Here is a 21,818-nt window from a genome sequence, read left to right as displayed (position 1 = left end):
GGAATCCCCGTACACCATCCCTCGAACGGGTGACGGGGATCACTCTCGGCGAGAGCGTGGCAGCCGCACGTGGTGGGCTCGGTAGCATCAATCACCGGCGCGGCCCCGCGGGTCGTGCGAGGCTTCCGCAGCCGGTCCATGCTGCCGGAGGTGTCGATGAGCGCAGACAACGCGGTGGATGCCGGACAGGCCGCCGAGATCCCGCGACGCGGCCTGCGGCGCATCGATCTGCGCAGGCTCGGGCGGGCCGCCCTGCTCGGTCCTGGCACCCGGGACCGGCTCCCCGGTGCGATCGAGCACCTCATCAAGGTCCACCGCGCCCGGCACCCGCACGCCGGCTCCGAGGCGATCGAGACGCTGCGCCGGGCCTATGTCCTCGCCGAATCCTCGCACCGCGGGCAGATGCGCAAGAGCGGCGAGCCTTACATCACCCATCCGCTGGCCGTCACCCTCATCCTGGCCGAACTCGGCGCGGAGACCACCACCCTGACGGCGTCCCTGCTGCACGACACCGTCGAGGACACCGAGGTGACGCTGGATCAGGTGCACGCCGAATTCGGAGCCGAGGTCACGCATCTCGTCGACGGCGTCACCAAGCTGGAGAAGGTCGACTACGGCGCCGCGGCCGAGCCCGAGACCTTCCGCAAGATGCTCGTCGCGACCGGCAGCGACGTCCGGGTGATGGCCATCAAGCTCGCCGACCGGCTGCACAACGTCCGCACCCTCGGGGTGATGCGCCCCGACAAGCAGGCCAGGATCGCCCGCGTCACCCGGGACGTCCTCATCCCGCTCGCCGAGCGGCTGGGCGTCCAGGCGCTGAAGACGGAGCTGGAGGACCGGGTCTTCGCGATCCTCCACCCCGGCGAATACGCCCGCACCCGGGCCATGATGGCCGCCAACGCCGAGCGGCCGGACCTGCTGGCCGCGATCGCCGAGGACCTGCGCAAGGTGCTGCGCGAAGCGGACATCACCGCGGAGGTGGCCATCAGGCCGCGGCACGCCGTCTCCGTGCACCGGCTGCTGCTCAAACGCGGCGGGGCGGAGCTGGAGAGCGGCGACTTCGGACGGCTGCTCGTGCTGGTGGGGGAGGCCGCCGACTGCTACGCGGTGCTCGGCGAGCTGCACACCTGCTTCACCCCGGTCATCGCCGAATTCAAGGACTTCATCGCCGCTCCCAAGTTCAACCTCTACCAGTCCCTGCACACCGCGGTCGCCGACGCCCAGGGGCGGATCGCCGAGGTCCTGGTCCGTACCCGGCAGATGCACAGGGTCGCGGAGACCGGTGTGATCGCGCTCGGCCACCCGCACGCCGCCGCGGAGCACCTGCGCCCGTCCGGCGGCGCGGAAGCCCGTACGGCGGGTGCCACCGCGGCGCACTCCGGCGATGTGCAGACCTCCGCCGCCGAGGCGTGGGGAAAGGTGGACCTGTCGCGACCGGGGTGGCTCGCCCGGCTGCTGGAGTGGCAGCGCGACGCGCCGGACCCGGACATCTTCTGGACGGCGCTGCGGGACGACCTGGCCCAGGATCGCGAGATCACGGTCTTCACCGCGGACGGAGCCGATGCCTCGGGCACGGTCCGGCTGCCCGCCGGCGCCAGCTGTGTCGACGCCGCCTACGCCGTCCACGGCGAGGACGGGCACCGATGTATCGGTGTACGGGTCAACGGCCGGCTGGCGCCGCTGAGCACGCGGCTGCAGGACGGGGACAGCCTGCAACTGCTGCTGGACGACGCGGCGACGTCGCGTCCTGGCGCCGACTGGCTCGACCACGCCGCCACGCCCGCGGCCCGTATCGCGATCAGCCGCTGGCTGACCCTGCATCCGGCCCCCGCCGACGACGAGCAGCCCGCGGCGCTCCCGGCCCTGCGCCCGGCCAAGGAGGCCTCCGGCCCCCGCCCCGAGCTGCCCGTCGCCGTCACCGACCTGCCGGGCGCCACGGTCCGGCTGGCCCGCTGCTGCACGCCCGTCCCGCCCGACGCGGTGACGGGCTTCGTCATCCGCGGCGGGACCGTGACCGTCCACCGGGCCGAATGCCCCTCCACCGCGCGGATGGCCGCGGCCGGCCGCCGGCCCGTACCGGTGGGATGGCGCGACGGCACGCCGGCCGGCGGCTACCGGGCGACCGTGCTGGCGGAGGCGCTGAGCCGGCCCCGGCTGCTGGCGGACCTGACCGAGGCCATCGCCGCCGAGGGCGTCGGCATCGTCTCCGCCGCTGTGGAGCCTCCGCAGGAGCTCAGGGTGCGGCACACCTACACTGTGGAACTGCCCGATCCCCGGGCTCTGGCCGGACTGATGCGCGCCATGCGGGCGGTGCCGGGCGTCTACGACGTCTACCGGTCGCGCCCTGCCGTCACCACCCGGCGCGGCTGACCGGGACCCGCCCCCGGTCCCGGCCCCGATGCCGGTCGCCCCGCCGTACCCGTGTGCGCCCACCGTGTCGCTCACCGCGTCCACCTCTTCACTCGGAGCCACCGCCGGTCGCCCGGCGGCCCATTTTGACTACTCTGAGTGAATGCCCGGACTCGCCGGGGTCCTAATCCCCGATACGCGTCACTCGTCCGGGTGATCGTCCTGCGGTGCCTGCGCCGGGAAACCCGCGTGACCGCGGCGGCCCGGCGTGCGACCATCGTAATGACGGCACGTAGGCGTGCCCGACCCACAACCGCGCTACCAAAGGATCAGATGACCTCCTCTTTTTCTTCCTCCACGCACGATCGCCAGCGCCTCGCCGAGAGCCTTCGGGCCGACGCCCTGATGGAGGAGGACGTCGCCTGGAGCGCGCGGATCGACGGAGACCGGGACGGCGATCAGCTCGACCGCGACGATCGCGCCTCTCTGCGCCGGGTCGTGGGGCTCTCCACCGAACTGGAGGACGTCACCGAGGTCGAGTACCGGCAGCTCCGCCTGGAGCGCGTGGTGCTCGTCGGGGTGTGGACCTCCGGAACGGTGCACGACGCCGAGAATTCCCTCGCGGAACTCGCGGCGCTCGCCGAGACTGCGGGCGCCCTCGTCCTGGACGGTGTCGTCCAGCGCCGTGACAAGCCCGACCCGGCCACCTACATCGGCTCGGGCAAGGCCCACGAGCTGCGGGACATCGTGCTGGAAACGGGTGCGGACACCGTCGTGTGCGACGGTGAGCTGAGCCCCGGCCAGCTCATCCACCTCGAAGACGTGGTCAAGGTCAAGGTCGTCGACCGGACGGCGCTGATCCTGGACATCTTCGCCCAGCACGCGAAGTCCCGTGAGGGCAAGGCGCAGGTCGCGCTCGCGCAGATGCAGTACATGCTGCCGAGGCTGCGCGGCTGGGGCCAGTCGCTGTCGCGGCAGATGGGTGGTGGCGGCTCCGGCTCGTCCGGCGGCGGTATGGCCACCCGTGGTCCCGGTGAGACCAAGATCGAGACCGACCGGCGGCGCATTCGCGAGAAGATGGCCAAGATGCGCCGGGAGATCGCGGAGATGAAGACCAGCCGCGACCTCAAGCGCCAGGAGCGCCGGCGTCACAAGGTGCCGTCGGTGGCGATCGCCGGATACACCAACGCCGGCAAGTCGTCGCTGCTCAACCGGCTCACTGGCGCGGGCGTCCTGGTGGAGAACGCGCTGTTCGCCACCCTCGACCCGACCGTACGCCGTGCGGAGACGCCCGGCGGGCGGCTCTACACCCTCGCCGACACCGTCGGATTCGTCCGGCACCTGCCGCACCACCTGGTGGAGGCGTTCCGCTCCACGATGGAGGAGGTCGCCGACGCCGACCTGATCCTGCATGTGGTCGACGGCTCGCACCCCGCGCCCGAGGAGCAGCTGGCCGCGGTCCGCGAGGTGTTCCGCGACGTGGGCGCGCTCGACGTGCCGGAGATCATCGTCGTCAACAAGGCGGACGCGGCCGACCCGCTGGTGCTCCAGCGCCTGCTGCGCAACGAGAAGCACGCCATCGTGGTCTCGGCCCGCACGGGCCGGGGCATCGCCGAGTTGCTGCAGATGATCGACGACGAGCTGCCGCGCCCGGACGTCGAGGTGGAGGCCCTGGTGCCGTACACCCACGGCGGGCTGGTCTCCCGTGTCCACGCCGGTGGCGAGGTCCTCTCCGAGGAGCACACCGGTGACGGAACACTGATCAAGGTGCGGGTGCACGAGGAACTGGCGGCCGAGCTGGCCCCGTTCGCCCTCGCCGTCCAGCACTGATCCGCAGGCGCCCCGCCCTTCGGCAGGGCGCCTGCGCACAGGCAACAGGTAAGGGGCGCGTCACCATGGTGACGCGCCCCTTACACATTCGCTGCCTCAGCTGAACTTGGCGACCACCGAGTCGTAGACCTTCTTGGCCTCCGCCCCCAGCCGGGGGCCCGCCAGCCAGGTCGCCGTGACCGGGCCGATCGAGGTGTTGCTGACCAGCGCCGTCGTCCCGTCCGGCTTCGTGGCGAACCAGCCGCCGCCCGACGAACCCGCCGTCATGGTGCAGCCGATGCGGTATTCCGTCGGCTGTGCGGAGTCCAGCGACAGCCGCCCCGGCTTGTCCGCGCAGTTGTACATCCGCTGGCCGTCGAACGGCGGGGCCGCGGGATACCCCCACGCGTCCAGCGTGCCGACCTCGGCGGTCGCCGGGGCGTCGAACCACACCGGCATGGCCGAGCCGACCGTCTCCTCAAGGGACTTGCCGCCCTTCTCCGGAGTCACGTGCAGCACCGCGAAGTCGTACGGCGATCCGCTGCCGCCCTCCTCCGCGCCGGTGTCGATCCACTGCTGCGACGTCGCGGCACCGTCGGCCCAGAACACCCCGTACGGCGCGAGCGCGTCCCGCTTGGCCCCCTTGAGTGCCGCCGCGTTCCGGCCCTGGTCGTTGTAGGCGGGCACGAAGGCGATGTTGCGGTACCAGCCGCCATCCGCCCCCGCGTGCACGCAGTGACCCGCCGTCCACACCAGGTTGGACTTGCCCGGGTGCGCCGGGTCCTGGATCACCGTCGCCGAGCACACCATCGACCCCTTGGGGCTGTCGAAGAACAGCTTCCCGACGTCGGGCGCGCTCTTGTGGTAAGGCGTGGCCACGGACTTGGCGGCCACCGGAGTGGGCGTCCGGTCCGTCTGGCCCTGGTCGGCGGGGACATCGGCCGGGACGTTCTTGTCACCGGGGTCGGCGCCCTTCATCCGGTCGTCGTTCCACAGACCGGCGATCACCGGGTTGACGAAGTCGGCCGCCTTGCGCAGCCATTGGTCCTTGTCCCAGTTCTTCCACGCGCCGCGCTTGTACGCGTCCTCCCACTTCTTCAGGTCGGAGACGCTGGTGGGCAGCGCGGTCGGGAGGGAGAGGTCGAATTTCTGCTTGGCCGTCACCGTCCGGGTGGGTGTGGGCTTGCCGTCGCCCCCGTCGTCCGACGAATCGCACGCGGCTGCCGTGGCGACGAGCACCACGGCGGCTGCGACTGCCAGGAACGGCCGGCCTATCGATGACATGAACGTGAGCCCCCTGCGGAGTCGGCGTGCCGAAGGGCCCTCGCACGTCCGGCACGGGTGACGCCTCGGGCACGTCACCGGATTGAGGGACGGTCACCCGGCGCCGGACGGTTCCCGCCCGGAAAGATCTGGGTGCGGGCCGTGATCGGTCCGTCACCGCGTCGTTAGTACGGAAGGGGGACGACCGAACAGCAGGCGACTCGGAGGAGACAGCGCGTGGCGGCCATTTCCAGCGTGCCGGGACAGCTCACGGCGCCGGCCGACGACTTCACGGCCGCCGAGGGGATCCTGCGCAGACAGGCGCAGCGCGAGTCGGCGGCCCGTACATATGCGCGCGCGCTGCCCGTCGTCCCGGTCCGCGCCCGCGGTATGACGGTCGAGGGCGCGGACGGCCGGCGCTATCTGGACTGCCTGTCGGGGGCGGGCACGCTCGCGCTCGGCCACAACCACCCCGTGGTGCTCGAAGCGATCAGGAGCGTCCTCGACTCCGGCGCCCCGCTGCACGTCCTCGACCTCGCGACCCCGGTGAAGGACGACTTCACCACCGCCCTGTTCGAGACCCTGCCACGGGAGCTCGCAGAGCACGGGCGCATCCAGTTCTGCGGCCCGGCCGGGACGGACGCGGTCGAGGCGGCCATCAAACTGGCCCGGATCGCCACCGGGCGCGACGGGCTGCTGGCCTTCTCCGGCGCCTACCACGGCATGACGTCGGCGGCCCTCGCCGCGACCGGCGACACCGCGGTCCGGGCGGCGGTACGCGGCCCGGACACGCAGGTCACCCGGCTGCCGTACCCGTACGACTACCGTTGCCCGTTCGGCGTCGGCGGTGACCGGGGAGCCGCACTCGCCGCGCGCTGGACGGCGCACCTGCTGGACGATCCCAAGGGCGGTGTCCAGGCACCTGCCGCGATGCTGCTGGAAGCGGTGCAGGGCGAGGGCGGTGTCGTGCCCGCTCCGGACGGCTGGCTGCGGCGGATGCGGCAGATCACCGCGGAGCGCGGCATCCCGCTGATCGTGGACGAGGTGCAGACCGGCGTCGGCCGGACCGGCACCTTCTGGGCGGTGGAACGCAGCGGCATCGTGCCGGACGTCATGGTGATGTCCAAGGCCATCGGCGGCAGTCTGCCGCTCGCCGTCATCGTCTACCGCGAGGAGATGGACGGCTGGCTGCCCGGCGCCCACGCCGGGACGTTCCGCGGCAACCAGCTGGCCATGGCCGCGGGCACCGCGACGCTGCGCTTCGTGCGGCGGAACGCCCTGCACGCGCGCGCCGAATCCCTCGGCGCCCGGATGCTCCGCTCGCTGCGCGGGCTGGCCGCGCAGCACCCCTGCATCGGCGACGTACGCGGCCGCGGCCTGATGATCGGCGTGGAGATCGTCGACACCCGCGGGGAGACCGACGACCACGGAGCCCTGCCCGCCGCGCCCCACCTGGCGGCCGCCGTCCAGCGGGAGGCCCTGCGGCGCGGCCTGATCGTCGAACTGGGCGGCAGGCACGGCAGCGTCATCCGGCTGCTGCCGCCGCTGACCATTACCGACGAGCAGGCCGAGGCCGTACTCGAACGCCTCGCCGGAGCCATCGAAGCCGCCCAGGCCGCCGCACCGGGCGCGGCCGCATGACGCAGGTCCCCCGCACCCTCCGCAGCCCCGCGGCCGTCACCAGTGGAGCCCCCGTATGACCGCCCCCGCACAATCCGGCACGGCCCCGGCGGCCGAACCGACCACCGTGCCCTTCCCGCGCCCGCCGCTGCCGGACGACGCCGTACCCCCGGCGGAGACGGGACCCGACCCGCTGCACCACCCGGACGCCTACGCCGTCGCCGACGCGGCGGGCACCGACAACCTGCTGCGCTGCTGGGTACGCGAGCGGAGTCTGCCCGCCCCCACCGACGCCGAGCTGCGGATCCCGCTGCCGGCCAGCGGCACCGAGGCCCGCGCGGCGGTCCGCTACTGGTCGCCGACCGGCCACCACCGCTTCGGCCCCGTGCGGCTGACCGCCGAGGGCCCCGAGCTGAGCGCCGTCGGCCTGTCCGCGCTGCTCGCCCGCGAAGGCGGCGGTGTGCCCGCGGAAGCCGCCGACATGGTGGCCCGGGTGGCCGACTCCGTCCGCCGCACGGCCGGCTTCGTCACCGAGCGGCGCGCGCTGGGCCGTTCCACGGCCTGCGACGACCCCGAGCTGCCCTTCCTCGACTCCGAGCAGGCCCTCGTCTTCGGCCATTCCATGCACCCGGCGCCGAAGAGCCGCGAAGGACTCGGCGACGCCGAATGCGCCGCCTACTCCCCGGAGACACGCAGCTCCTTCCGGCTGCACTGGCTCGCCGTCGACGCCTCCGTGCTCGCCACCGACTCCGCCTGGACCGAGGGCGGACGGCCGATCGGGGCGGTCGACCTGATCGGCTCCCTCGGCGGACCGCAGCAGTCCTGCCCCGGCGCCGCCGCGCTGCTGCCACTGCATCCGTGGCAGGCCCGGGACATCCGCCACCGGCCGGGCGTGCAGGCGCTCTTCGACGCCGGGCTGCTGCGCGACCTCGGCCCGCACGGCGACCCGTGGCACCCCACCTCCTCGGTCCGCACCGTCTACCGCCCCGACGCGCCCGCGATGCTCAAGCTGTCGCTCGGCGTGCGGATCACCAACTCCCGGCGGGAGAACCTGCGCAAGGAGCTCCTGCGGGGCACCGAGGTGCACCGGCTGCTGCGCAGCGGACTCGCCGCCCGGTGGCACGCCGCCCACCCCGGCTTCGACATCGTGCGCGACCCCGCGTGGCTCGCCGTCGACACCCCGGACGGCGTACCCGTGCCGGGGCTCGACGTCGTCCTGCGGCACAACCCGTTCGGTCCTGGTGACCGGGCCCACTGCCTCGCGGGGCTGACCTCGCCGCGCCCCTGGCCCGCTGACGGCTCCGCCCTCACGCTGCGATCCCGGCTGGCCCGCACCATCGACCGCCTGGCCGCGCGGACCGGGCGGTCCGTGCCCGCGGTCGCCACCGAGTGGTTCCTGCGCTACCTCGACGCGGTGGTCCGCCCGCTGCTGTGGCTGGACGGGGAGGCGGGCATCGCCCTGGAAGCCCACCAGCAGAACACCCTCGTCCTGCTGGACGCCGACGGATGGCCCTGCGGAGGGCGCTACCGGGACAACCAGGGCTACTACTTCCGCCTCTCGCACCGGGCGGACCTGGAAGGCCGGCTGCCCGGTATCGGGGCCGGTAGCGACACCTTCGTGGCCGACGAGGTCGCCGACGAGCGCCTGGCCTACTACGTCGGCATCAACAACGTCTTCGGCCTGGTCGGCGCTCTCGGATCACAGCGGCTCGCCGACGAGCGCGTGCTCCTCGCCGCCTTCCGCCGCTTCCTCGCAGCGGTTGCCGCGGAGCCCGGCCCCGCCGGCCGGAGCGGCCTTCCCGAGCGGCTGCTGAGCAGCCGGGAGCTGCGCTGCAAGGCCAACCTGCTGACCCGGCTGCACGGCATGGACGAACTCGTCGGGCCGGTCGACACACAGTCGGTGTACGTCACCGTGCCCAACCCGCTGGCCGCCTGAGCGCGCGGCGGCCGGACCTGCCGAGGAGAGGAGGAGCCACCGTGCCACCAGCGGACTCCGATACCGAGGACACTCTGGATCTGAGGCTGCCGCCGGACTTCCTCGCCCTGCTCGGCATCCCCGGGGAGAGCGAGTCGCGGGCGCCCGGCCCCGTCGCCGGGCCGCCCGCGGCGCACAGCACCGCCCTGGTCGGCCGCATCGCGGACTGGGCCGCCGCCGGCACCTGCGCGGGTGCCTTCCGTCTCGTGCCCGCCCACGCCGACCGCGACCTGGCTCTTGTCAGCCACTGGATGAACGACCCTGCGGTCGCGGCGTTCTGGGAGCTGGCGGGAGAGCCGTCGCTGACCCGGCGCCACATCGCGGCGCAGACCTTCGGCGACGGGCGCAGCGTCCCCTGTCTCGGCCTGCTCGACGGCCGGGCGATGAGCTACTGGGAGATCTACCGCGCCGATCTGGACCCGCTGGCACGGCACTACCCGGCCCGGCCGCAGGACATCGGCATCCACCTGCTCATCGGCGGTGGGACCGATCGCGGCCGCGGCCTCGGCGGCACCCTGATCAGGGCGGTCGCCGACCTGATCCTCCAGCACCGGCCCGCCTGCACCCGCGTCGTCGCGGAGCCCGACATCCGCAACACCGCGTCCGTCGCCGCCTTCCTCGGCGCCGGCTTCCGGCTGTCGGCGGAATTCCCCCTGCCCGGCAAGCGGGCTGCCCTCATGGTCCGCGACCGTGCGCTGCGGCGCGTGCTCTGACCATCCACCCGCCCCCTTCCCTTCCGTCCCGTCTCGTCCCGTCGGCACCCCGGCCCCGCAGGAGTCACCGTGATCACCACCTCCCCGCCCTCCGACGCGGCCGCCTGGCAGCGAGCGGCCCGGCGACTGCTGGCGAAGATGCTCGCCGAATTCGCCTACGAGGAGGTGATCGCACCGGAGCCCGATCCCGCCGCCGGACCGGCCGCCTACCGGCTCGCGCTCAGCGACACGCTGACCTACCGCTTCCACGCCCGCCGGGGCGCCTACGGCAGCTGGCAGGTGGACCCGGGAAGCATCGGCCCGAGCGGTGACCCGCTGCACTTCCTCAGCCACGCCCACGAAAGCGTGCTCGGGCTCAGCGGGGACACCACAGGGCACTTGATGCGCGAGATCCTCACGACCCTGCGCGCCGACCTGCGGCTCGACGCCGATGCGCTCTGCGCGGCAGAACTCGCCGACCTCGACTACGCCGAACTGGAAGGGCACCAGACCGGGCACCCCTGGCTCGTCGCCAACAAGGGGCGTATCGGATTCTCGGACGCCGACGCCGCCCGCTGGGCCCCCGAGAGCCGCAGACAGCACCGGCTGCCGTGGATCGCCGTCCACCACAGCCTCGCCCGGTACCGCGGTGTCGACACCCTGGCCACCCCCGATCTGCTCTACGCCGACGAGCTGCCGCCGCCCACCCTCGACGCCTTCCACCACGCCATCGCCGACCGCAACCGCAACCCCGCGGACCACCTCCTGCTGCCCGTGCACCCCTGGCAGTGGGAGAACGTCGTCCTGCCGCTCTTCGCGCCCGCGATCGCCGACGGATCCATCATGCACCTGGGCACCGACAACGACCTCCGGGTGCCCCAGCAGTCCGTACGGACCTTCCTCAACGCCAGCCGTCCGCAGCGCCGTACGGTCAAGCTGCCGCTGTCGGTGCTGAACACCCTGGTGTGGCGCGGGCTGCCCACCGAGCGGACGCTCGCCGCCCCCGCCGTCACCTCATGGGTGCACGGGCTGCGGGCGGGCGATTCGTTTCTGCGGGACGAGACACGGGTCATCCTGCTCGGCGAGGTGGCCTCGGTGTCGGTGGCGCACCCGCAGTTCGACCGGCTGCCCACAGTGCCGTACCAGTACCGCGAGCTGCTGGGCTGTATCTGGCGCGAGCCGCTGGCCGCGCATCTGGAGGCCGGCGAACGCGCCCGTACGCTGGCCGCACTGCTGCACACCGACCCGGACGGCCGCTCGTTCACCGCGGAGCTGGTCGAGCGCTCCGGGCTGGCCCCCTCCGTCTGGCTGCAGCACCTCTTCGGCGCCCTGCTGCCGCCGCTGCTGCACTTCCTCTACCGCTACGGCACCGTCTTCTCCCCGCACGGGGAGAACGCCATCGTGGTCTTCGACGAGCACGACATCCCGGTGCGGCTCGCGGTCAAGGACTTCGTCGACGACGTCAACGTCAGTGCGGAGACGCTCCCCGAGCACGCCGCCATGCCCGGTGAGGTCAGGTCGGTGCTGCTGACGGAGAAGCCCGCCTTCCTGACGCAGTTCATCCACTCCGGACTCTTCGTGGGTGTGCTGCGCTACCTGGCGCCGCTGTGCGAGGAGCAGCTCGGGGTGCCCGAGGCCGCCTTCTGGCAGCTGGTGCGCGACGAGATCGTCCGCCACCACGACCGCTTCCCCGAACTCAAGGAGCGCTTCGCCGCCTTCGACCTCCTCACCCCCCGCATCGACCGGCTGTGCCTCAACCGCAACCGCCTGCACCTCGACGGCTACCGCGACCGCGCCCAGCGCCCGCACGCCGCGGTCCACGGCTCGGTGCCCAATCCCCTGTACGCGCTCTGACGACGGGCGGCGGCACCCCGCGCGCGGAAGATACGATCGCCGCACGGTCGTACCGCGGAGGGATGAGGGGCGGATGCGCGAGGAAACAGGCGTCGGGTCCTGCCCCGAATGCGGCACGCCTGGTTCGTTCGCCGGGCAACTGGTCTGCCAAGGCTGCTTCGTACCCTTCGCGCTGATGGCGTCCGTGCACGCCGCGGCTGTGCCGTCCGCCTCCCCGACCGCGATCACCGAGCGGCTGCCGCGTCCCGCGCCGCACGGTCCCGCCGAGCCGCAGGACGCGGCGCCGGGGCGCGGCGCCGCCGACGTGGACGTCGAGGACACCGAGCACACCCGGGTCATCAGCGTCCTCCCGGGGACCCCGCCCCGGCCGGCCGGCACCCGCCGAGACGTCCCCCTGCACGTCCTGCGCCTGCATTTCCCCGACGGGGAGATCGTGGAGGTGACGGCCGGCTATTCGATACGGCTCGGCCGCGACCCGCAGTTGTGCCCGGCCGTCACCTTCCTCGCCCGGCGCGACAACCTGTCCCGCATCCACGCGAAGGTCGGCGTCGAGACGAACGGTTCGGCCTGGATCACCGACGAGGACTCCACCAACGGCACCTTCGTCCGCGGCTACCGCCTCACGCCCAACGAGCCCACGCCGCTCCGGCCGGGCGACACCTTCCGGCTCGCCGCGGACGTGCACGTCAACGTGCTGTCCTGACCGGTCAGCGTGCGGCCCTGACCGACGCGTAGGCGGCGGTGCAGCGGGCCAGCGGATGGTCCGCCCCCAGGGCCGCCGCGGCGCTCTCCGCCAGCTCCTCGAACTGCCGGCGCGCGGCGTGCACCCCGTTCAGGCCCTCCAGGGCGCGGGCACGGCCGAAAAGCGCGGCAAAAGATGCCGGTTCGTTGTCCGCACCCTGGCGCACGACCTGCTGGCGGGCCTGCCAGTACCGCTCGTCGGCCTCGTGGAAGCGTCCCGCGGACAGCAGCGCCTCGCCCTCCTCGATCAGCGTCCAGACCAGGTGGCGAGCCCCGCGGTCGAGGGCGGTGGGTGTCCGCCGCAGCGCGGCGGGCCGCATCATGGCGCGCAGCCGCTCGGCCACCTCCCCGGCGCCGGACGGCCGGTCGGCAGGTTTCTTGGCCAGCAACTGGTGCACCAGACGCGCCAGTTCCGCGGGAACCTCGGGTCTGCGGTGGACGATCGGCTCGGGTTCCTCGTGCACGTGGAGATATGCGTAGCCGATGTAATTCCCCGCGGTAAAGGGCGGGCCCTCCGCGAGCATGGCGTAGAGCACGCAGCCGAGCGAATACAGGTCGGACCGTGCGGTGACCTCCCCGCCCTGCGCCTGCTCGGGGGCGAAATACGGCGGCGATCCCAGCAGCGCCTGCGGCTCGGTATATCGCGTCGCGTCGGAGTCCCGGTGGGTGACCAGACCGAAGTCGCAGATTTTGACGACCCCGTCCGGCAGCAGCATCAGATTCTCGGGCTTGATGTCGCGGTGCACCAGGCCGCGTTCGTGCGCGTGCTGGAGCCCCGCGCAGATCTGCGCGCCGTAGGCGATGACATCCGGTACGGGCAGCCCGCCGCGGTCCAGCAATACCCGCCGGAAATCGGTGCCGGGCAGCAACTCCATGACGAGGAAGGGCCGTCCCTGGTGCTCGCCCGCGTCGTGGATCGTCGCCACGTTGGGATGGCTCAGCGCCGCCGCTGCGACGGCCTCCCGGCGGAAGCGCCCCTGCCGTTCGCTGCGCTCGATCTCCGCCCACTCGGCGCGCAGCATGAGCACCTTCACCGCGACCCGGCGCCCCAGGCTCTGGTCGACGGCCGCGAAGACCTGCCCGAACCCGCCGCCGCCCAGGAACTCCTCCAGCCGGTAGCGGCCGTTGAGGACCGTGCCGACAGCCACCTCGCCCGTCACGCGCACCCCGTTCCGTCGATGTCGTGCAACGGCAGGCGCATCATGGTGGGTTCCGCGAGCGCGCCGCCGTCCTGCGGTCCGACCGTACCGTCCGTCGGGTCCTCCTCGAAGACGAACTGGCGCCCGCTCGGCAGCAGCTCCAGGCGCTCGTGGAGCACCACCGACTCGCCTCTGCGCAAGGCGCGGACGACACCGTGCGGCAGCGCCTCCACCGTGTCGTTGCCGGGCAGCCGGCGCCGCACCCGCGTCCCGTTGGCGCTGCGCTCGTCCAGCACGCTCAGCGTCCTGCCGTCGTAGGCGAGTACGACATGGCTGCGGCTCACCGAGTCGACCGCGGTGTCGTCGATCCACGCGCCCAGCGCCACCCCGCCGCCCGCCGGTGCCCGGCCCACCGCCACCGGTTCGCCCTCGGTCACCATGAAGCGGCCGCGTACGGTCCCGTCCATCACCACCTTGACCTGGGTGCGGGGGCGGCGCGGACCGGCGTCGGCGAGCGGCACACCGTGCGTCGGGCACAGCACCCGGTCCTTGCGGCGGCGCGGCAGCGCGGTGCCGGGCCGGTCGGCGGAGCCGAACAGCGGGCAGCCCCGCTCCGGGCACCGCCACTCGCGGCCGAGCACCGCGCGGTGCGCGGCCGAGTGCTCCCAGCGGCGGACCACCCCGGCCTGGAGCAGCAGCCCTTCCTCCTCCTTGCGCGAGACCTGCCATTCCTCGGGCACCGGCATGATCCGCGGGCGCACCCCGATCCGCCCGTCGGGGAGGAGCACCGGGCGCAGGAAGCGGTCCCGGTCGCCGGGTATCCAGGGGTAGGCGCGGTGGAAGTCGAGGAAGTTGTCGGCGCTGACCACGCGCAGGCCGAGCGCGTCGGCCAGTTCCAGGATGCGGTCGTCCGCGCGGGGCAGCACCTCCAGCATGCCGTCGGCGTACCAGCGGTTCAGATCCTGCCGCTCTGCGGGGGTGAGGCGGCCGTCGGTGAGCAGTGACCGGTCGGTGATGGCATAGACCTGGACGGCCGGGTCGCGGGCGAAGCCGGCCAGGGCGTCGAGGACACCCGCGAGCCTGCCCAGATCCGCGGCGCGCTCCCCGCCGAGGGCCGGCTCGCGCACCACGTTGGCGACGTCGATCACGTACTCCGCGGCTGAGGTGTCCAGAGTCAGGCGGCGCTCGAACGGCATGTGACCAGAAATTAGCACCGCGGGACGGGACCGGTCCGGCGGAAGGCCGGGCGAGCGCTCGCGGACGGCGTTGTCGGTGGCTGCCCGTAGGCTTGCCCTCCTATGACTGACACGCCACCATCCGCGCTCACCGACCTGCTGCACGCCGCCGTCACCGCCGTCGGCGGGGTGGAGCGGGCCGGCCAGGTCACCATGGCCGAGGCCGTCGCCGCTGCCGTGGACGACAAGTCGCATCTGCTCGTCCAGGCCGGTACCGGGACCGGCAAGTCCCTCGGGTATCTGGTGCCCGCTCTCGCCCACGGCGAACGGGTGGTCGTGGCGACCGCCACCCTCGCGCTCCAGCGCCAGCTCGTCGAGCGCGACCTGCCGCGGACGGTCACCGCCCTGCGGCCGCTGCTCCGCCGTGAGCCGCAGTTCGCGATGCTCAAGGGCCGGTCGAACTACCTGTGCCTGCACCGCCTGCACGAAGGAGTGCCGCAGGACGACGAAGAGGGCCTTTTCGACCCCTTCGAGGCAGCCGCGCCGACCAGCAAGCTCGGCCAGGACCTGCTCCGTATGCGCGACTGGGCGGACGAGACGGAGACCGGCGACCGCGACGGCCTCACCCCCGGCGTCTCGGACCGGGCGTGGGGCCAGGTGTCGGTCAGCTCGCGTGAATGCCTGGGTGCCACCAAGTGCGCGTACGGCGCGGAGTGCTTCGCCGAGGCCGCCCGCGAGCGGGCCAAGCTGGCGGACGTGGTCGTCACCAACCACGCGCTGCTGGCGATCGACGCCATCGAGGGCACACCGGTGCTGCCGGGCCACGAGGTGCTGATCATCGACGAGGCGCACGAACTGGTCTCCCGCGTCACCGGCGTCGCCACCGGCGAGCTCACCCCCGGCAGCGTGAACCGCGCGGTGAAGCGCGCCGCCCGGCTGGTCAACGAGAAGGCGGCGGACGCGCTGATGAGCGCCTCCGAGGGTTTCGAGCGGATCATGGAACTGGCCCTGCCGGGCCGCCTGGAGCCCGTCCCGGAGGATCTGCTGTACGTCCTGGCGGCGCTGCGCGACGCCTGCCGTCTGGTGATCACCTCGCTGGGCGACACCCGCGACAAGTCCGTCCAGGACGAGGACGCGGTGCGCAAGCAGGCCCTGGCCGCCGTCGAGAACGTGCACGAGGTGAGCGAGCGGCTCGTCTCCGCCTCCGAGTACGACGTGGTCTGGTGCGAGCGGCACGACCGCTACGGCGCCTCGCTGCGCGTCGCCCCGCTCAACGTGTCCGGTCTGCTGCGGGAGAAGCTGTTCACGGAGCGCTCGGTCGTCCTCACCTCGGCCACGCTGAAGCTCGGCGGCGACTTCAACGGTGTCGCGGCGTCCCTCGGCCTGGCGGCGGCGGGGACGGCGGGTGAAGAGCAGGCGCCCTGGAAGGGCATCGACGTCGGATCGCCCTTCGACTACCGCAAACAGGGCATCCTCTACGTGGCCAGGCATCTGTCCCCTCCCGGCCGGGACGCCGGCCGGGAGGACATGCTGGACGAGCTGGCCGAGCTCATCGAGGCCGCCGGCGGCCGCACGCTCGGGCTGTTCTCGTCCATGCGCGGCGCCCAGGCCGCCGCGGAGGCGATGCGGGAGCGGCTGAAGAATCCTGTGCTGCTGCAGGGCGAGGAGACGCTGGGTGAGCTGATCAGGACCTTCTCCGAGGACGCCGAGACGTGCCTGTTCGGCACGCTGTCGCTGTGGCAGGGAGTGGATGTGCCGGGGGTCAACTGCCAGCTGGTGGTGATGGACCGGATCCCGTTCCCGCGCCCCGACGACCCGCTGATGAGCGCGCGGCAGAAGTCGGTGGAGGAGCACGGCGGCAACGGCTTCATGGCGGTGGCCGCCACGCACGCGGCGCTGCTGATGGCGCAGGGCGCCGGCCGGTTGATCAGGGCCTCCGGCGACCGCGGTGTCGTCGCCGTGCTGGACCCGCGGCTCGCCAACGCCCGGTACGGCGGCTTTCTGCGGGCGTCCATGCCGGACCTCTGGTACACGACGGACCGCAACCAGGTACGCCGCTCGCTCGCCGCCATCGACGCGGCGGCCAAGGCCTGAGCGCTCGGGGCCGGGGGGAAACGGGCCCGGCCCCGGAACCGTCGTACGGTTTCCGGGGCACGCGGAGGACCCGGTGGCGTCAGACCCGGCGGAGCACCGCCACGACCTTGCCCAGGATGGTGGCCTCGTCACCGGGAATGGGCTGGTAGGCGGCGTTGTGCGGCAGCAGCCAGACATGGCCGTTGTCCCGCTTGAAGCGCTTGACCGTGGCCTCGCCGTCGAGCATGGCCGCCACGATGTCGCCGTTCTCGGCGACGGGCTGGCGGCGGACGGTGACCCAGTCGCCGTCGCAGATCGCGGCCTCGATCATGGAGTCGCCGACCACCTTGAGCACGAACAGCTCACCGTCGCCCACGAGCTGGCGGGGCAGCGGGAAGACGTCCTCCACCGACTCCTCGGCGAGGATGGGGCCGCCTGCCGCGATCCGGCCGACGAGCGGGACGTAGGACGCCGACGGCTTGCCCGAGGTGTCGGTGGGCTGCGGGTGCCCGGCCTCGGAGGCGCGGACCTCGTACGCCCTGGGCCGGTGCGGGTCGCGCCGCAGAAAACCCTTGCGTTCGAGCGCCATCAGCTGATGGGCGACCGACGAGGTGCTCGACAGACCCACGGCCTGGCCGATTTCCCGCATGGACGGCGGGTATCCGCGGCGCTGGACCGAATCCCTGATGACGTCGATGACCCTGCGCTGGCGTTCGGTGAGACCGGAGCTGTCGGCGCGAATACCCGGGGGCCGTCCGGGCAGGGAGCGCGCGGGCTTCGGGCTGTTCTCTTCGTTCATCACGTCCAACGGGCCGATTCGATCGGGGGAGCGGTCATGGGCGGTCAATGTCGCTGTGGCGCTCTCTGCGGCGGTGGTCACGGCGGCCCCTTTCGAGATGTTCTCCCACCGCGTGAAGTGCGGGAGGCCCGCTTCCCAGCCGCGGGCAGTTAGTACAACGGTAGTGGGTTTCGAAAGGTTGCGCCAAACACACGTTCGAGTGAATTTGCATAAATCCGCTGACGTGATCAAGGTACCGGGTGTATTGATCGAAGGGAAGTTCGATTCCGAGAGGGTGTGCGAGTCGTCCGGCGAGCCGTCCCGACCCGCTCGCCGCGCCCCGGACGCCGCGGTCCGCGTTCCGCTCCGGGAGCGCCGTGACGCTCGGGTGGCGCCGCTTTCCAGTGTGTCATCACCTTCCCCGGGCTGCCCCGGTATGCGCCCCCGCCGCCCTCTCCGTCCGGCGGCCCGCGACACGCGCTAACGACGGGGCCGGATGCGCCGGAGCAACATCTAGTGGTTGGATAGGGTTCCACCACCACCGGTTGTGGTCCGGACGGCGGCCCCGCGGGGCCAACGCCCGGGGAATCACCTATGCTTGGGGCTGCTCCGCGGGGTCGTACGACGCTGCGGAAGCCTCGTCGTCGTGCGCGCTCACCATGGAGCGAGGGAGGGAGTAGGAACGATGCACTGCCCCTTCTGCCGGCACTCCGACAGCCGCGTCGTCGACAGCCGCACCACGGACGACGGCACCTCGATCCGCCGTCGCCGCCAGTGTCCGGACTGCGGCCGCCGCTTCACCACCGTGGAGACGGCGTCACTGATGGTGATCAAGCGCAGCGGCGTCACCGAGCCCTTCAGCCGCAGCAAGGTCATCGCCGGCGTGCGCAAGGCGTGTCAGGGCCGTCCCGTCACCGAGGACGCCCTGGCCCAGCTCGGGCAGCGCGTCGAGGAGGCGGTCAGGGCCACCGGCAGCGCCGAGCTGTCGACCCACGACGTGGGGCTGGCCATACTGGGCCCGCTCCAGGACCTCGACCTCGTCGCGTATCTGCGGTTCGCCTCGGTCTACCGCGCGTTCGATTCGCTCGAGGACTTCGAGAGGGCCATCACGGAGCTGCGCGAGCAGCTGCCACCCACCACTCCTGGCGGACTCGACGAGGACCTCGGTGTCCCCGCGCCCGCATCCGCCGCCGACTGAGCGGCGCGCGGGAGAACCACACAGCTGCCGGAGCGCCGCCACGCGCCGAGGCCATGAACATCACCGTGCCGCGGGGAAGATCCGGGCACATCAGGGCGTTTTTGCCCGTATAGGGAGGCGGCATGACAGAGACGACGAGCGGCCCGGCGCGCGGTTCCCGCACCAAGGGGTCCAAAGCAGGCAAGGGGCTGCGCATGGAGCGCATCCACACCACTCCCGGCGTGCATCCGTACGACGAGGTGGAGTGGCAGCACCGTGATGTCGTCATGACCAACTGGCGCGACGGCTCGATCAACTTCGAGCAGCGTGGTGTCGAGTTCCCCGGCTTCTGGTCGGTGAACGCGGTCAACATCGTCACCAGCAAGTACTTCCGCGGCGCTGTGGGCAGCCCGCAGCGCGAGAAGAGCCTGCGCCAGCTGATCGACCGGGTCGTGCTCACCTACCGCAAGGCCGGTGAGCAGCACGGCTACTTCGCCTCCCCCGAGGACGCCGAGGTCTTCGAGCACGAGCTGACCTACGCGCTCCTGCACCAGGTCTTCAGCTTCAACTCGCCGGTCTGGTTCAACGTGGGCACCGCCCAGCCCCAGCAGGTCTCCGCCTGCTTCATCCTGTCCGTCGACGACTCCATGGAGTCGATCCTCGACTGGTACAAGGAAGAGGGCATGATCTTCAAGGGCGGCTCGGGCGCGGGCCTGAACCTGTCCCGTATCCGCTCCTCCAAGGAACTGCTGTCCTCCGGCGGAAACGCCTCGGGCCCGGTCTCCTTCATGCGCGGCGCCGACGCGTCGGCCGGCACCATCAAGTCGGGCGGTGCCACCCGCCGCGCCGCCAAGATGGTCGTGCTGGACGTCGACCACCCGGACGTCGAGGCCTTCATCGAGACGAAGGTCAAGGAGGAGGAGAAGATCCGCGCCCTGCGGGACGCGGGCTTCGACATGGACCTGGGCGGCGACGACATCACGTCCGTCCAGTACCAGAACGCCAACAACTCGGTCCGTGTGAACGACGAGTTCATGAAGGCGTACGAGTCGGGGTCGGCCTTCGGCCTGCGCGCGCGGATGACCGGTGAGGTCATCGAGCAGATCGACGCCCGGTCGCTCTTCCGCAAGCTCGCGGAGGCCGCCTGGGCGTGTGCCGACCCGGGCATCCAGTACGACGACACGATCAACCACTGGCACACCTCGCCGGAGACCGGGCGCATCACCGCGTCCAACCCGTGCAGCGAGTACATGCACCTGGACAACTCCAGCTGCAACCTGGCCTCGCTGAACCTGCTCAAGTTCCTGCGCGACGACGGCAAGGGCAGCCAGTCCTTCGACGTCGAGCGGTTCGCCAAGGTCGTCGAGCTGGTCATCACGGCGATGGACATCTCCATCTGCTTCGCCGACTTCCCGACCGAGAAGATCGGCGAGACCACCCGCGCCTTCCGTCAGCTGGGCATCGGCTACGCCAACCTCGGCGCCCTGCTGATGGCCACCGGCCACGCGTACGACTCCGACGGCGGCCGCGCGCTGGCCGGCGCCATCACCTCGCTGATGACCGGTACGTCCTACAAGCGGTCCGCGGAGCTCGCCGCGGTCGTCGGCCCCTACGACGGCTACGCCCGCAACGCGGACGCCCACCGGCGCGTCATGAAGCAGCACGCCGACGCCAACGGCGCCGCCCTGCGGATGGACGACCTGGACACCCCGGTGTGGGCCGCGGCGACCGAGGCCTGGCAGGACGTGGTGCGCCTCGGCGAGAAGAACGGATTCCGCAACGCCCAGGCGTCGGTGCTCGCGCCGACCGGCACCATCGGCCTGATGATGGACTGCGACACCACGGGTGTCGAACCGGACCTGGCCCTGGTGAAGTTCAAGAAGCTGGTCGGCGGCGGCTCGATGCAGATCGTGAACAACACGGTCCCGACCGCGCTGCGCAGGCTCGGCTACCAGCCCGAGCAGATCGAGGCGATCGTCGCCCACATCTCCGAGCACGGCAACGTCGTCGACGCCCCCGGCCTCAAGCAGGAGCACTACGAGGTCTTCGACTGCGCCATGGGCGAGCGGGCCATCTCGGCCATGGGCCACGTGCGGATGATGGCCGCCGCGCAGCCCTTCCTGTCCGGCGCGATCTCCAAGACGGTGAACCTGCCGGAGTCGGCGACCGTCGAGGAGGTCGAGGAGGTCTACTACGAGGGCTGGAAGCTCGGCCTGAAGGCGCTGGCCATCTACCGCGACAACTGCAAGGTCGGCCAGCCGCTGTCGGCGAAGAAGAAGGACGAGGCGAAGGACGAGAAGACCGCTGCCGCGCCCGTGGCGGCCGAGAAGGTCGTGGAGTACCGCCCGGTGCGCAAGCGCCTGCCCAAGGGCCGTCCGGGCATCACGACGTCCTTCACCGTGGGCGGCGCCGAGGGCTACATGACGGCGAACTCGTACCCGGACGACGGCCTCGGCGAGGTCTTCCTGAAGATGTCCAAGCAGGGCTCGACCCTGGCGGGCATGATGGACGCCTTCTCCATCGCGGTGTCCGTGGGCATGCAGTACGGCGTGCCGCTGGAGACGTACGTCTCGAAGTTCACCAACATGCGCTTCGAGCCGGCCGGACTCACGGACGACCCGGACGTGCGGATGGCGCAGTCGATCGTCGACTACATCTTCCGCCGCCTGGCGCTGGACTTCCTGCCCTTCGAGACCCGCTCCGCGCTCGGCATCCACTCCGCCTCCGAGAGGCAGCGCCACCTCGACACCGGCTCGTACGAGGCGGCCGAGGACGACGTCGACGTCGAGGGCCTGGCGCAGTCCGCGCCGCGGCAGGTCGAGCCCCGTGCGCCGCTGACCGTGGCCAAGCCGGCCGCGGCCGCACCGGCGCCCAAGGAGGCGCACAACTCCACCGAACTGCTGGAGATCCAGCTCGGCCTCAACGCCGACGCCCCGCTGTGCTTCTCCTGCGGTACGAAGATGCGCCGCGCGGGCAGTTGCTACCTGTGCGAGGGCTGCGGTTCGACGAGCGGCTGCAGCTGATCCGGCGGATCGCACGTTCGGCTGATCCGCTGACCGGCCGGTTTCGCGTGTGACAGGGGTGGGGAAACGGTCTGGCCGTGTCCCCACCCCTGTCCGCGTCCGGACGGGTGCGGCGGAGGGGGACGAACGGCGGGCCGCGCGCCACTACGA

Annotated in this window: 14 protein-coding genes and 1 pseudogene; 10 read left to right on the top strand and 5 right to left on the bottom strand. The window is 72.0% G+C overall.

What is annotated here, in order from left to right:
* The first annotated feature begins 156 nt into the window (after positions 1 to 156).
* Together ACH4SL_RS35870 and hflX are read left to right on the top strand one after the other, a co-directional pair.
* Positions 157 to 2,370: a RelA/SpoT family protein gene (locus tag ACH4SL_RS35870; RefSeq protein WP_398454127.1), complete on the top strand. Its 2,214-nt coding sequence runs from the start codon at positions 157 to 159 to the stop codon at positions 2,368 to 2,370.
* A 312-nt stretch (positions 2,371 to 2,682) separates the two neighbouring features.
* Positions 2,683 to 4,179, top strand: coding sequence for a GTPase HflX (gene hflX / locus ACH4SL_RS35865; RefSeq protein WP_398454124.1), 1,497 nt, complete (start codon positions 2,683 to 2,685; stop codon positions 4,177 to 4,179).
* 96 nt (positions 4,180 to 4,275) lie between these two features.
* Here the strand turns inward: hflX and ACH4SL_RS35860 are convergent, their stop codons facing one another.
* Positions 4,276 to 5,442 (bottom strand): trypsin-like serine peptidase, encoded by a 1,167-nt coding sequence (locus tag ACH4SL_RS35860; protein ID WP_398454122.1) that lies wholly within the window; start codon positions 5,440 to 5,442, stop codon positions 4,276 to 4,278.
* A gap of 225 nt (positions 5,443 to 5,667) precedes the next feature.
* Here ACH4SL_RS35860 and ACH4SL_RS35855 point away from each other — a divergent pair, with 225 nt between their 5' ends.
* The 5 genes from ACH4SL_RS35855 (at position 5,668) to ACH4SL_RS35835 (ending at position 12,265) form a co-directional block, all read left to right on the top strand.
* Entirely contained in the window at positions 5,668 to 7,062 is a 1,395-nt protein-coding gene (locus tag ACH4SL_RS35855; RefSeq protein ID WP_398454203.1) for a diaminobutyrate--2-oxoglutarate transaminase, read from the top strand.
* A 55-nt stretch (positions 7,063 to 7,117) separates the two neighbouring features.
* Positions 7,118 to 8,977: an IucA/IucC family protein gene (locus ACH4SL_RS35850; RefSeq protein ID WP_398454119.1), complete on the top strand. Its 1,860-nt coding sequence runs from the start codon at positions 7,118 to 7,120 to the stop codon at positions 8,975 to 8,977.
* A gap of 41 nt (positions 8,978 to 9,018) precedes the next feature.
* Positions 9,019 to 9,729 carry a GNAT family N-acetyltransferase gene (locus ACH4SL_RS35845; RefSeq protein WP_398454116.1) on the top strand — a complete coding sequence of 237 codons (711 nt, stop codon included), beginning with the start codon at positions 9,019 to 9,021 and terminating at the stop codon, positions 9,727 to 9,729.
* Positions 9,730 to 9,798: 69 nt separating this feature from the next.
* Positions 9,799 to 11,562: an IucA/IucC family protein gene (locus tag ACH4SL_RS35840; RefSeq protein WP_398454114.1), complete on the top strand. Its 1,764-nt coding sequence runs from the start codon at positions 9,799 to 9,801 to the stop codon at positions 11,560 to 11,562.
* A gap of 175 nt (positions 11,563 to 11,737) precedes the next feature.
* Complete coding sequence (locus ACH4SL_RS35835) at positions 11,738 to 12,265, top strand: FHA domain-containing protein (RefSeq protein ID WP_398454111.1); 528 nt, start codon at positions 11,738 to 11,740, stop codon at positions 12,263 to 12,265.
* Positions 12,266 to 12,269: 4 nt separating this feature from the next.
* Here the strand turns inward: ACH4SL_RS35835 and ACH4SL_RS35830 are convergent, their stop codons facing one another.
* Genes ACH4SL_RS35830 through ACH4SL_RS35820 form a run of 3 tightly spaced genes read right to left on the bottom strand, consistent with a single transcriptional unit; the run spans position 12,270 to position 14,967 of the window.
* Positions 12,270 to 13,463, bottom strand: coding sequence for a serine/threonine-protein kinase (locus ACH4SL_RS35830; RefSeq protein ID WP_398454109.1), 1,194 nt, complete (start codon positions 13,461 to 13,463; stop codon positions 12,270 to 12,272).
* The gene (locus ACH4SL_RS35825) at positions 13,460 to 14,638 is read right to left on the bottom strand and encodes a hypothetical protein (RefSeq protein WP_398454106.1); all 1,179 of its coding nucleotides are present in this window, start codon (positions 14,636 to 14,638) and stop codon (positions 13,460 to 13,462) included. Before ACH4SL_RS35825 ends, ACH4SL_RS35830 begins: the two co-directional genes overlap by 4 nt.
* 11 nt (positions 14,639 to 14,649) lie before the next feature.
* On the bottom strand, positions 14,650 to 14,967 hold the full coding sequence (locus tag ACH4SL_RS35820; RefSeq protein ID WP_398454200.1) for a hypothetical protein: 318 nt from the start codon (positions 14,965 to 14,967) through the stop codon (positions 14,650 to 14,652).
* Between ACH4SL_RS35820 and ACH4SL_RS35815 the strand changes: the two are divergent.
* A pseudogene (locus ACH4SL_RS35815) lies at positions 14,849 to 16,711 on the top strand (ATP-dependent DNA helicase); the annotation flags it as partial. The gene ACH4SL_RS35820 and the pseudogene ACH4SL_RS35815 sit on opposite strands and share 119 nt — an antisense overlap.
* A gap of 79 nt (positions 16,712 to 16,790) precedes the next feature.
* Here the strand turns inward: ACH4SL_RS35815 and lexA are convergent.
* Positions 16,791 to 17,570 (bottom strand): transcriptional repressor LexA, encoded by a 780-nt coding sequence (gene lexA / locus ACH4SL_RS35810; protein WP_398454104.1) that lies wholly within the window; start codon positions 17,568 to 17,570, stop codon positions 16,791 to 16,793.
* Positions 17,571 to 18,153: 583 nt separating this feature from the next.
* Here lexA and nrdR point away from each other — a divergent pair.
* Positions 18,154 to 18,666, top strand: coding sequence for a transcriptional regulator NrdR (gene nrdR / locus ACH4SL_RS35805; protein ID WP_398454101.1), 513 nt, complete (start codon positions 18,154 to 18,156; stop codon positions 18,664 to 18,666).
* A 122-nt stretch (positions 18,667 to 18,788) separates the two neighbouring features.
* On the top strand, positions 18,789 to 21,668 hold the full coding sequence (locus ACH4SL_RS35800; protein WP_398454099.1) for a vitamin B12-dependent ribonucleotide reductase: 2,880 nt from the start codon (positions 18,789 to 18,791) through the stop codon (positions 21,666 to 21,668).
* Positions 21,669 to 21,818 lie beyond the last annotated feature (150 nt).

The organism is Streptomyces sp. NPDC021020 (assembly GCF_044333285.1).
Classification (GTDB): Bacteria; Actinomycetota; Actinomycetes; order Streptomycetales; family Streptomycetaceae; genus Actinacidiphila.
Note: the sequence above shows the minus strand (reverse complement) of the source record. Positions and strands in the feature narration are given on the sequence as shown.